General features: G+C 70.2%; 9 protein-coding genes and 1 pseudogene. 9 read left to right on the top strand and 1 reads right to left on the bottom strand.

Going from position 1 to position 12,443, the window contains the following annotated elements; genetic code table 11:
• Positions 1-132 precede the first annotated feature (132 nt).
• A pseudogene (locus ACW5E8_RS00875) lies at positions 133-1,896 on the top strand (endonuclease); the annotation flags it as partial.
• 190 nt (positions 1,897-2,086) lie between these two features.
• On the opposite strand, the gene ACW5E8_RS00870 reads toward ACW5E8_RS00875, so the two are convergent.
• Positions 2,087-2,581 carry a hypothetical protein gene (locus ACW5E8_RS00870; protein ID WP_456963623.1) on the bottom strand — a complete coding sequence of 165 codons (495 nt, stop codon included), beginning with the start codon at positions 2,579-2,581 and terminating at the stop codon, positions 2,087-2,089.
• A gap of 219 nt (positions 2,582-2,800) precedes the next feature.
• Here ACW5E8_RS00870 and ACW5E8_RS00865 point away from each other — a divergent pair, with 219 nt between their 5' ends.
• The 8 genes from ACW5E8_RS00865 to ACW5E8_RS00830 all read left to right on the top strand — a co-directional run bounded on the left by ACW5E8_RS00865 (position 2,801) and on the right by ACW5E8_RS00830 (position 12,437).
• Entirely contained in the window at positions 2,801-5,173 is a 2,373-nt protein-coding gene (locus tag ACW5E8_RS00865; protein WP_456965198.1) for a protein-disulfide reductase DsbD family protein, read from the top strand.
• A complete protein-coding gene (locus ACW5E8_RS00860) occupies positions 5,173-5,772 on the top strand; it encodes a TlpA family protein disulfide reductase (protein ID WP_456963622.1) in 600 nt (199 codons plus the stop codon). The genes ACW5E8_RS00865 and ACW5E8_RS00860 overlap by 1 nt, the downstream gene beginning before the upstream one ends.
• A 113-nt stretch (positions 5,773-5,885) precedes the next feature.
• A complete protein-coding gene (aroQ, locus tag ACW5E8_RS00855; RefSeq protein ID WP_456963621.1) occupies positions 5,886-6,332 on the top strand; it encodes a type II 3-dehydroquinate dehydratase in 447 nt (148 codons plus the stop codon).
• 49 nt (positions 6,333-6,381) lie between these two features.
• Positions 6,382-6,861: an acetyl-CoA carboxylase biotin carboxyl carrier protein gene (gene accB, locus ACW5E8_RS00850; protein ID WP_456963620.1), complete on the top strand. Its 480-nt coding sequence runs from the start codon at positions 6,382-6,384 to the stop codon at positions 6,859-6,861.
• A gap of 10 nt (positions 6,862-6,871) precedes the next feature.
• Entirely contained in the window at positions 6,872-8,239 is a 1,368-nt protein-coding gene (gene accC / locus ACW5E8_RS00845) for an acetyl-CoA carboxylase biotin carboxylase subunit (RefSeq protein ID WP_456963619.1), read from the top strand.
• A 100-nt stretch (positions 8,240-8,339) separates the two neighbouring features.
• The gene (locus ACW5E8_RS00840; protein WP_456963618.1) at positions 8,340-10,337 is read left to right on the top strand and encodes a hypothetical protein; all 1,998 of its coding nucleotides are present in this window, start codon (positions 8,340-8,342) and stop codon (positions 10,335-10,337) included.
• Between the two features lie 89 nt (positions 10,338-10,426).
• Entirely contained in the window at positions 10,427-11,347 is a 921-nt protein-coding gene (prmA, locus tag ACW5E8_RS00835) for a 50S ribosomal protein L11 methyltransferase (protein WP_456965197.1), read from the top strand.
• Positions 11,348-11,387: 40 nt separating this feature from the next.
• Positions 11,388-12,437 carry a DUF3426 domain-containing protein gene (locus tag ACW5E8_RS00830; protein WP_456963617.1) on the top strand — a complete coding sequence of 350 codons (1,050 nt, stop codon included), beginning with the start codon at positions 11,388-11,390 and terminating at the stop codon, positions 12,435-12,437.
• Positions 12,438-12,443: the final 6 nt, after the last annotated feature.

The following is a 12,443-nucleotide window of genomic DNA, read 5'->3' as shown; positions in this document are numbered from 1 at the left end:
AGCGCGCCACGCAGAGGATAAGGGCGACGTGTCGCATCAGCGTGCAGACGGGCGGAATACTGTGTGCGCCTTCTGTCTGGCAAGCGTCACAAATGGCGGTTAGATTGCCGGGTCCACAACGGGGAGAGATCCATGCGTCTTGAAAGTTCCAGGCTGGGCTGCGCCATCGCCCTGGCATTCGCCGCCGCGTTCCCGGCCCAGGCCGAGGTGTTCATCAACGAGATCCACTACGACAACCTCGGCGCCGACGTCGGCGAGGCGATCGAGGTGGTGGGAAGCGCAGGCGAAAACCTCGCCGGCTACCAGCTCGTTCTATACAACGGCAGCAACAACCAGACCTACCGGACCGACACCCTGCCAGAGGGCAACCTCGCGACGTGCGGCGGCCAGGTGCGCTTCGCGGTCGTCAACTATCCGCAGGACGGATTGCAGAACGGCTCCCCGGACGGCATCGCGCTGATCGACCCGCAAGGCGGCGTGGTCCAGTTCCTGAGCTACGAAGGCACGATGACCGCGGCCAACGGCCCCGCTGCCGGCGTGACCAGCACCGACATCATCGTCTCCCAGGCCAACGACACGCCGGTGGGCCTGTCGCTGCAGCTGGGTGGCGCAGGCAACGTCTCCGCCGACTTCGCCTGGGCCGAATCGGCCACCGCGACCTTCGGTACCTGCAACAACAACCAGACCTTCGGCGAACCCGGCAACGCCGCTCCGCGCGTGGTCGAAACCTTCCCGACGCAGGACTCCAGCAACTTCCCCTACGCCGCCGACCTGACGGTCACCTTCAGCGAGCCCGTCATCGCCCAGCCGGGTGCCTTCACCCTGGCCTGCGAAGGCCTGGCCCGTCGCCGCTCTCCGAGGCTCGACCACGTCGCGCAGGCCACCACCTTCACGCTGACGCCCGCGACCCCGCTGGTCCCCGGCCAGGCCTGCGCGCTGCACATCGACGCCGGCCTGATCGTCGACCTCGACGAGACCGCACCCGAGTCCGGCGCCACCGTCGACTTCCTCGTCAAGCGCGCCGACCGTGGCACCGGCAGCGGCGAGTACTACGGACTGGTCAACGACTCCAGCCCGGGCCAGCTGCGCTGCTCGCTGCACGAGACCATCCGTGGCCACGTCGCCTACCCCTACAGCGGCAGCGGCACCAACACCTGGACGATCCTCGAGATCGCCGACGAGGACCCGAACGATCCAGCCAAGATCCTCGACGTCTACCGCAACCGCAGCTACACCAAGGGACAGGACCGCGCCGGCAGCGGCGGCAGCAACAAGTACAACCGCGAGCACACCTGGCCGAATTCGCTGGGCTTCCCCTCCAACTCCGTCGGCGGCCTGCCCAACGCGCCGTACACCGACACCCACATGCTCTACCTGAGCGACGAGGTCTACAACAGCAACCGCGGCAACATGCCGTTCGCGGACTGCAGCAGCGGCTGTGCGGAGCGCGCGACGGAGTTCAACAACGGCCGCGGCGGCGGCAGCGGCACCTACCCGGGCAACTCGAACTGGGTCCAGGGAAACAACGGCAACCAGGGCTCGTTCCAGGTCTGGGGCGCACGCAAGGGCGACATGGCGCGCGCGGTGATGTACATGGCAATCCGCTACGAGGGCGGCCAGCATCCGACCAGCGGCCAGTCCGAGCCCAACCTCGAACTCACCGACAACCGCAGCCTGATCGTCGGCACCAGCTCGCTCAACGCGCCGGCCTACATGGGCCTGCTGTCCACCCTCGTCGAGTGGCACCTGGCCGATCCGCCGGATGACGCCGAGCGTGCCCGCAACGAGGTGGTGTTCGCCTACCAGGGCAACCGCAACCCGTTCATCGACCACCCCGAATGGGCCACGGCGGCGCTGTTCAATTCGACCACTCCGGCCACCTGTGAGCTGGGTACCCCGTCGAACCCGAACCCGGAGCCGCGCAACCCGAGGCTGCGCGACCCGCGGCCGCAGGTGGTGGCGCCGGCACCGGCCGCGCCCGTGGTCGGCACCAAGCCGCGCACCACGCTGCGCATGCGTTGAGCCAAAGGCACCACGCGTAAAAAAGGGGCGCCGGGAAATCGGCGCCCCTTCTTGTTTTGCCGGCTCAGATGAGCGAGAGCAGGGTCGTGATGCGGTTGCGATTGAGCGCGGTGAGCGGAGGCAGGTTGCAGCTCAGGGCCACCGAATCGGCGAGCACGAGCCCACCCGCATCAAGCCCGGTCCAACTCAGGGTCCCCGACGCCAGCGGCGCGAGGTTGATCGACTTCACCACGTAGTCCGCGGAACCGGCGTCCTCCCCGATCACCGCGGTGCAGCTGATCGTGACGGGAACGTTCGAAAGGTTGCGCACATCGGTGCGGAAGCTCTGCACGTTCAGTGAAACTTCCTCGGTGGTGAGCGCACAGGTCACGAAAGCGGCCGTGTCGCCCTCGTTCGCCAGCGCAAGCGGGCGCTTGCGGATCACGCCCTCGTACGCGGGTAGTGCAGCCTGGCAATTTCCCGCGGCACCGGTGCCCTGGGTGCTCAGCACATCCAATGCATCGGCCTGCATGCTCGCCAGCAACAAGGTCGCGCCGGCCACTCCGGCAAGAATCTTCACCATGGTTGTCTCTCCTTAGGCAACGCGCGGGCGCCGGTGGCGCCCGTCGCACGGTCCAGCCTGCCCTGAGGCCCATCAAGGTTCCGTGCGCGAGGACCCATTCGGCGAACTTCGGCAAGCCCCTTGGGATACCCTAGACGGCCCGGTCCGCGCCCATGAACGAACACGCCCCGTGCTGATCTGCCACCGCAGTTGTCCCAAGCAGGCACCCGCAAAGTGATCGCATCCTCGCAGCTCTGGCAGCGCGCACGCGCGGCCCTGGCAGCGCTTGCGCTGTTCGCGGCGTGTGCAGGGACGGCCCATGCCGCGGTCGACCTCGAGGACCTGCTGCCGGTCGACGAGGCCTTCGTGCTGCGCGCCGAAGCCGGCCCCGACGGCATCCAGCTCAGCTGGACGATCGCCGACGGCTACTACCTGTATCGCCACCGCATGGGCGCCGAGTCGCTGGATGCCGGATTCCGCGCCGATCCCGCAGGGCTCCAGCTCCCGGCCGGAACGCGGCACACGGACGAATTCTTTGGCGAGGTCGAGACCTATCGTGGCCGCGTGAGCGGTGTATTGCCGGGCACCGCGGCGGCAGCGCGCACGGAGCTCAAGATCCGCTACCAGGGCTGCGCGGACATCGGCATCTGCTATCCACCGCAGACCCGCACCGTGGCCGTCGCCCTGCCCGTCGTGGCCGCAGCCGCAGCCGGCAAGCCCGACGCCGGCTTCGCCGCACTGGGCCAGGCCCTGGGCTCCGGCAGCGCGGGCAGCGGACCGCTGTCCCTGCCGGGGGCGAGCGACACCCTGCCGCTGCCCGAGGAGCAGGCGTTCGCCTTCGAGGCCATCGCCGGCGACGGCGACACGATCCTGATGCGCTTCACCCCGGCACCGGGCTACTACCTCTACCGCGACCGCAGCAGCTTCACGCTCGAGGCCGAGGACATCCGCGCCGGCGCCCCACGCTGGCCGCGCGGCGTGCCCCACAACGACGGCTACTTCGGCAACGTCGTGGTCTATTTCGACCAGGTCGACGTCCCGCTGCCCCTGCTTCGCAGCCATGCCGGCCCGCGCGAGGCCACGCTCACCGCGACCTTCCAGGGCTGCCAGGACGACGGCATCTGCTATCCGCCGATGACCCGGCGCGTGCGCGTATCGCTGCCTGCGGGCACGGTGGCGACGGCAGCCGCTGCCGACCCCGACGCAGGCACCGGAACCGACGCCGCGGATGCAGGCACCCCCGTCGACGCAGGGGCCGGCGACACCAACGCAGCGCAGGCCGACGCCGCGGCGAACGGCGACACGGAAATCCCGGCAGCCGGCACGTTCGCGGACGGCACGGACGGCGCCACCGCCACCGCGGACAACGCCGCGCGCAGCACGCCCCCCGCCGTGCCCCGCATCGGACTGGCGCTGGCACTGCTGCTGGCACTCGCGGGCGGCCTGTTGCTCAACGTGATGCCCTGCGTGCTGCCGATCCTGTCGCTGAAGGTGCTGGGCCTGGCCCAGGGCGGCGCCAGTCGCGCATCCGCCCGCCGCCATGCGCTCTGGTACACCGCCGGCGTGCTCGTGGCGTTCGCGCTCATCGGCCTGGCGGTACTCGCGCTGCGCGCGGCGGGCCTGGCGATGGGCTGGGGCTTCCAGCTGCAGCAGCCCGGCTTCGTGGCGGCGCTGGTGCTGCTGATGGCCGCCGTGGGTTTGAGCCTGTCGGGGGTGTTCAGCGTCGGCGGCAGCGCCAACCTGGGGCACGGCCTGGCCACGCGCACCGGTCCGGTCGGCGACTTCTTCACCGGCGTGCTGGCCTGCGTGGTCGCCAGTCCCTGCATCGCACCCTTCATGGGCGGCGCCCTGGCCTTTGCCTTTACCGCATCGCCCGCCGCGGCACTGCTGGTGTTCCTGGCGCTGGGCCTGGGCCTGGCGCTGCCGTTCCTGCTGATCGGCTTCGTACCTGCGCTGGCCGACCGCCTGCCGCGGCCCGGCGCCTGGATGGAAACGCTCAAGCAGGTGCTGGCCTTCCCGATGTACCTCACCGCGATCTGGCTGGCCTGGGTGTTGGGCCGCCAGCGCGGCGTCGATGCCATGGCTTTGGTGGCCGTCGGCGTGGCGGTGATGGCCTTGGCGCTGTGGTGGCTGGAGCGCGCGCGCCTGCACGGCGGCTGGCTGCGGCGGCTGCCGGCGATCGCCCTGCTGCTGGTCGCGCTGTCCTCGGCCTGGCTGGTGGGTCGCCTGCCGGCGCCCGCGCTCGCCGCAGCGACGGTCGCTGACGGCAGCGTCCCCTATTCCACCGAAGGCCTGCGCACGCTGCGCGACGCCGGCACCCCGGTGTTCGTCAACATGACGGCCGACTGGTGCGTGACCTGCAAGGCCAACGAACGCAGCACCCTGTCCAGCGACGCGTTCCGCGATGCCCTGCGCCGCACCGGGACCACGTACATGGTGGGCGACTGGACCAACGTCGATCCCGAGATCAGCGCCTTCCTTGAACGGCATCGCGCCGTCGGCGTGCCGCTGTACGTGGTCTACCCGGCCGACGGCGGCGAGGGCGAAATCCTGCCGGCCGTGCTCGACCGCGGCACCGCGATCGCGGCGCTGGAACGGGCGGCGCGCTGATGCGCACGCGCAGCATCCTGCTGGTGGCGCTGGCCGCGGGGATCCTCGGCGTGGTCGCGGGCCTGGCCGTGAACGGCCCCGGCCCGCTGCTGCGCACCGGACTCGGGCAGCGCGCGGTGCAGCAGGCCATGGATGCCGTCGCGCCGCCGCCCCCCGAAGGCCTGCTCGTGGCGAAACGCGGCGAGCAGGTGCCGGCCATCACCCTGCCCGACCTTTTCGGCGCCCCGCGTACCCTGCCCGCCGAATTCAGCGGCCGGCCGCTGCTGGTCAACCTCTGGGCCAGCTGGTGCGGGCCGTGCATCGAGGAAATGCCGGAACTCGACCGCTTCGCCGCCGAACAGGGTGGCAACGGTGTGCAGGTGATCGGTATCGCGCTTGACGACCAGGCCGCGGTGGAGGAGTTCCTGCAGCGCATCCCGGTGCGCTACCCGATCCTGATCGACGCCGCGGGGCCGCGCGACGCCGGCGTGCAGCTCGGCAACCTGCGCGGCGTGCTGCCGTACACGGTGCTGCTGTCGGCCGATGGTCGCCTGCTGAAGCAGCGCATCGGGCCCTTCGTCGACGGTGAACTCGACGACTGGGCGCTGCCGGGCGGCTGATTCAAACGGCCGCTTAAAACAGGCCTAATTCGCAAAACTTCGGCGATCTGGACACGATCGGCCGCTTGACGCAGACTGGCCGCCGTTTTCGCGAAGGCGATTCCGCGCCACGAATGCACAGGCTCCTCGTCCTCCACGGCCCCAATCTCAACCTGCTCGGCACCCGCGAGCCGGAGGTCTACGGCCGCGACACGCTGGCCGCGATCGACGCCGGCCTGCGCACGCGCGTCGAGTCGGCGGGCCTGGGGTTCGAGAGCCTGCAGTCGAACGCCGAGCACGTCCTGGTCGATCGCGTCCAGGCCGCCGCCGGCGACGGCACCCGCTTCATCCTGCTCAACCCCGCCGCCTTCACCCACACCTCGGTGGCGCTGCGCGACGCGCTGGCCGCCGTCGCGATCCCGTTCATCGAAGTGCACCTGTCCAACCCGCACGCCCGCGAACCCTTCCGCCGCCAGAGCTTCTTCAGCGACCTGGCGGTGGGCGTGGTCTGTGGCTTCGGCGCGGCCAGCTATTCCCTTGCCCTGGATGCCGCCCTGGTCCGCCTGGCGCCGGCATCCTGACCCTTTCCTCCGCCGGCGCCCGCGCCCGGCCCCACCCGTAGAGGCCCGCATGGACCTGAGAAAAATCAAGAAGCTCATCGACCTGCTCGAGGAATCCAACCTCGCCGAGATCGAGATCAAGGAAGGCGAGGAATCGGTGCGCCTGGCGCGCACGCCGCGCGCCGGCCATGCGTCGCCCCCGCCGCAGTACGTGGCCGTCGACCCGCACCAGGGCCAGGTCATGCCGATGCATTCGCCCGTGCAGGCAGCCACCGGTGGCCGCCCGGCCGAACCCACCGGTCCCGCGCTACCCGAAGGCCACGTCGTGCGTTCGCCGATGGTGGGCACCTTCTATGCCTCGCCGGCGCCGGACAAGCCGTCGTTCGTGACCGTGGGCCAGAGCGTCAACGCCGGCGACACGCTGGCCATCGTCGAGGCGATGAAGATGTTCAACCCGATCGAGGCCGATGTCGGCGGCACCGTGCTCGCGATCATCGCCGAGAGCGGGCAGCCGGTCGAATTCGACCAGCCGCTGTTCGTGATCGGCTGAGGCGGCGACGATGCTCGACAAGGTCGTCATCGCCAACCGCGGCGAGATCGCGCTGCGCATCCTGCGCGCCTGCCATGCGCTCGGCATCCGCACGGTCGCGGTGCACTCCACCGTCGACCGCAACCTCAAGCACGTGGCCATGGCCGACGAATCGGTCTGCATCGGACCGGCACCATCGCCCCAGAGCTACCTCGACATGGCCAGCATCATCGCCGCCGCCGAGGTCACCGACGCGCAGGCGATCCACCCCGGCTACGGCTTCCTGGCCGAGAACGCCGACTTCGCCGAGCGCGTGGAGCAGTCGGGCTTCGTCTTCATCGGGCCCAAGGCCGACACCATCCGCCTGATGGGCGACAAGGTCGAGGCGATCAGGGCGATGAAGGCGGCGGGCGTGCCCTGCGTGCCCGGCAGCGGCGGTCCGCTGGGCGACGAGCCGGCGGAGAACATCCGCATCGCGCGCGAGATCGGCTATCCGGTGATCGTGAAGGCCGCCGGCGGCGGCGGCGGCCGCGGCATGCGCGTGGTGCACACCGAAGCGGCACTGCCGGCCGCGGTCATGACCACGAAGCAGGAGGCCAAGGCCGCCTTCGGCAACGACATGGTCTACATGGAGAAGTTCCTGGAGAACCCGCGCCACGTGGAGATCCAGGTGCTGGCCGACGGCCAGGGCAACGCCATCCACCTCGGTGAGCGCGATTGCTCGATGCAGCGCCGCCACCAGAAGGTCGTCGAGGAAGCGCCGGCGCCGGGCATCACCGAGCAGATGCGCGAGGAGATCGGGCGCGTGTGCGTGGAGGCCTGCCTGCGCATTGGCTACCGCGGCGCCGGCACCTTCGAATTCCTGTTCGAAGACGGGCGCTTCTACTTCATCGAGATGAATACGCGCATCCAGGTCGAGCACCCGGTCACCGAGATGGTCACCGGCATCGACCTGATCCGCGAGCAGCTGATGATCGCCGCCGGGCGCCCGCTGTCGATCCGGCAGGAGGACGTGGTGATGCGCGGCCACGCCATCGAATGCCGCATCAACGCCGAGGATCCGGACAGCTTCCTGCCCTCCCCGGGCCTGATCAGGCACTTCCACGCCCCCGGCGGGCCGGGTGTGCGCGTGGACAGCCATGTCTACGAGGGCTACCAGGTGCCTTCCAACTACGACTCGATGATCGGCAAGCTGATCGTGCACGGGGCCGATCGTGAACAGGCGATCTGCCGCATGCGGGTGGCCCTGAGCGAGATGGTGATCGACGGCATCCGGACCAATATCCCGCTGCAGCAGCGGATCCTGGCCGACGGCGGCTTCGAGGAAGGCGGGCGCAACATCCATTACCTGGAAAAGCGCCTGGCCGAGCGGAAGGAGAAGTCGCTCTCGATCCTCTGACCATGCGGCAGCGCACCTTGGTGCGCCGGGCCGGCCTCGCATATGCTCGGACGTTCGCCGGGCACGGGGGCCGGCACCACCGCAGAGGGAGAGAAGATCGATGCGCTTCAGCAAGAGCAAGATCGCGACCGCCATGCTTGGCGGGCTGCTGGTCACGGCCACCGCCGGGATCGTTTTCGCACAGCCGCACACCGCGGCTCCCGCGCCCAAGGGTGCAGACCGTGCCCAGACCGAGCGGCCGTGGAGCGTCGCCGGTGGCGATATCGGCATCCGCTGGAACCATGACCTCGCCGCCGACCTCGGCATGCGCATCGTCCCCGGCTCCATCCACGGCCGCCGCGCCAACGACGGTTCCGAGCGCTTCGCGGTGCAGGAGGCGCAGCAGATGCGCTTCATGGTCGACAACGGCTACGCCCGCGAGATGGCCGGCGGCGCCCTGCAGGCGCGTGGTGGCTACGTGGTGCAGCTGAAGGGCGGCACCATCGACCTCGACGGATTCCGCCTGGTCCCGCGAAGCGTGAAGCGCGGCGCCGAGCCCGAGTTCGACCTGGTCGATGCCCGCGGCGATGCCTGGTTCCACGTCGATCATGTGATGCACGAGCTGCTCGACGATCCGCCGTCGTTCACCATCGGCTCGTCCGACATCCGGATCAGCGAGCGCCTCGCACAGCGCCTGGGCGCACCCCATGCCGCCGGCATGGCGATCGCCGAACTGCAGCTGGACGTGCCGGTGCAGGTCCGCGGCAGCGGCGACCTCGCCCCGCTCGCCAACCACATCACCTGGGACGGCGATCCCGCCCCCAACGGCGGCACCTACCAGAACGACATCTTCATGCTCAGCACCTTCGCGCAGTACCTGCGCTGCCAGGGCTGCAGCGGTCCCGCCGGCAGCGGCACCATGGCCATCGCGCCGTCGGCGACGCTGAAGAACAACGTCAACGAGGGCAGCATCAACGCCACCGTCCCCGGCGATCCGCTGGGCACCAGCACGGCGATGTGGACGGCCACGATCCCCTGGCACCAGAAGTTCTCCGGCAACTCCGCTCCGTACAACAACGACCAGCATCCGTACCTGATCTGGAACATGTACCGGACCAACGCCGACGGCAGCCTCGAGCAGATCGGTCGCTCGGGCGTGAAGCACGCCTACCTGACCACCAACGGCAGCTGCCTGGACAGCAACGACCACAACGGCCACGCGCTGGGCCGCGGTTGCACCGACACCTACTCGGTGGGCAACAACGACTACACCCAGGGCATGACCTCGCGTGCCGAGATCCTGCCCGGGCCCGGCCTGTGGGGCCGCTGCGGCTCGGTCTTCGACCCCGACTGCAATGGCGTCCAGAACACCGCGCCGGGCGACAACTACACGTTCCGCCTGCTGGTGGGCGAGTCGCAGGTGTCGGCGGCCGCCAACCCCGGGGCCACCTGGCTGTTCGAGTCCTGGTACGTGGCACGGGGCGACATCAACATCTACAACTCGATGTCCACCAAAGCGACCACGCCCGCGTGGACCGGCAGCATCTGGAACATCGGCACCAACAGCGAGCGCCTGGGGTCTGCGATCGACCGCTGGTTCGGGCAGGACAACAGCGTGCCCATCAACCCGCGCAACCCGCGCATGAACCCGGTGAAGGACAGCCGCAAGCTGATGACCGAGTTCGTGGCCGGCGACCAGCACGCCAAGCTCGCGGTCAAGGTGACGCGCCTGCCCGGCGGCAACTGGCAATACCACTACGCGCTGATGAACTTCGACTTCGCCTTCGCGCAGACCGAGGGCAACTCGCCGAACCTGCGCATCGTGTCGAGCCAGGGCTTCGACGCCCTGGCACTGGCCACGGCCTCGGGCAGCGCCATCACTTCGACGGTCTTCCGTGACGGCGACCTGGTCGCGGGTAACGACTGGGCGTTCGAAGCCGGCCCCTCCAGCGTCGAATGGAAGGCGGGCGATGCCGGTCGTTCGCTCGGCTGGGGCGAGTTGTACTCGTTCACCATCGTGTCCCCGAAGCGGCCGACAAGCGGCACCGCCACCTTGCGTGCCGACGGTTTCGGCCGTGAGACCGCATACGACGTGGCGACCCTCGTCCCGGCGCCCTGAGTTCCAGCGCCGGCCCGGGACATCCCCGGGCCGGCGTGCTGGCGTGGCATGCCGCTACCATGCAGGCCCCCCAGCCCCGGCCGTCCGCGATGCCCTTCCTCGAACTGACCCTGCACTGCCGCGAATCCGAGCAGCCCCGCTACGAACATGCGTTCGACGATGTCGGTGCGCTCGCGGTAACCATGCTCGATGCCGACGCCGATACCGGCAACGAAGACGCGATCCTGGAACCGGGAGTCGGCGAAACGCCGCTGTGGAACTCCATCTCGCTGAGCGCGCTGTTCCCGCACGATGCGGACGCGCTGCTGCTCCTGGCCGCGCTCGAGAGCTTCGACCCCGGCCTGGACTGGAGTCGCGTCTCCTTCCGCCACGTCGAAGACCAGGACTGGGAGCGGGCGTGGATGGACCAGTACGTGCCGCTGCGATTCGGCCAGCGCACCTGGATCGTGCCCTGGAACCACGAACTCCCCGCGGGTGCCGACGAAGCATCCGCCGCAGTGGTGCGGCTGGACCCGGGCCTGGCCTTCGGCTCCGGTACGCACCCGACGACCGCGCTCTGCCTGCGCTGGCTCGACGACCTGGCTTGCGCGGGCCTGCTCGCCGATGCACGCGTGCTCGATTTCGGCTGCGGCAGCGGCATCCTCGCCCTGGCCGCGCTCAAGCTCGGGGCCGCGCATGCCACCGGCATCGACAACGACCCGCAGGCGCTGCTGGCCACCGCCGACAACGCCGAGCGCAACGAGGTCGGCGCGCGGCTGTCCGTGCACGCCCCCGACGCGGCGCCCGACGGCACCTGGCCGATCGTGGTCGCCAACATCCTCGCCTCGGCGCTCGACGCGCTCGCGGACACCATTGCCGCATGCGTGGCGCCGGGCGGCCGGTTGGCGCTGTCGGGCATCCTCGACGGCCAGCAGGAACCGCTGCTGCAGCGCTACGGCGCGTGGTTCGACACGCTCGAAGTCGTGGTCGAAGGTGACTGGGTTCGCATTGACGGCATCCGCCGCCGCTGACGGCTGCCGCCCGCCCGCGGCACATGCTTGAATAGCGCGCATGTTCGTCAACTGCCCGTTCTGCCGCGCACTGGTCGCCACGGATCCCGCGACCGACCTGCCCCCTGAGCGCTGCCCGCGCTGCGCGGCGCACATCCGCGACGGCGCGCCCGTGCAACCGGTGGTCGACGATGCGCGCAGCAACGTGGCGAGCGCCATTGCCGGGATCGTCCATGAGCACGACGCGGTGGACGCGGACCTGGCGACGCAGCCGGCGGTGTCGATCGCCACGCTGCTGCAGCCCGGACCGGAACCCGCGCTTCCCCCAGAGCTCGAGCAACCGGCGCGAACGCCCGTGGACATTGAGCCGCCTGTGGAGGCAGCCGACGGGCCCGCCATCGACGCTGCGGTCCGGGAGGTTCCTGAGGTCCCGGCTGCCATGGCGGTCGTGGAGGTCGCGGAAGCCCGGGAGGTCGCTGAGGCCCGGGAGGCGCCGGAGGCCCCGGATGCACCGGAAGCACCGGAAGCCGCGCATACCCCCCCAATTGGCCTTCCCCCGGTCGCGACCGGAACGCGCCGCGCTCCCGGCCGCGTGGCTCCGAGCTTCGCGCGCCGCCGGACGGCCATCGCCTCCGAACGCGCGCCCGGACGCCGCTGGCTGATGCCCGTGGCCATCGCCGGGCTCACCTTGCTGCTCGCACTGCAGTGGCTGCTCGCCGACCGCGCGCGCCTGGCCGCCGACCCCGGCTGGCGTCCGCTGGTCGCGGGCGCATGCGCGGTGCTGCAGTGCAGCCTGCCGCCCTGGCGCGAACCGTCCGCCTTCGTGCTGCTCGAGCGCGACGTGCGCCCGCACCCGGACGCCGCCAACGCCCTGCGCATCACCGCCAGCTTCCGCAACGATGCCGCCTGGGCCCAGCCTTGGCCGGACGTGGTGCTGACGCTGTCCGATATCGACGGCCGCCCGCTTGGCACCCGTGCGTTCACGGCGGCGGAATACCTGGCGGGCGCCCCTCCCTCCGACCTGCTCGACAGCGGCCAGGGCGCGGTGATCCGCATGGACGTGCTCGAACCCGGCACCGGCGCCGTCGGCTTCGCCTTCGACTTCCACTGATCGCCC

The sequence above is a fragment of the Luteimonas sp. A649 genome (assembly GCF_054072735.1).
This window is presented reverse-complemented; position numbering and strand designations above follow the sequence as displayed.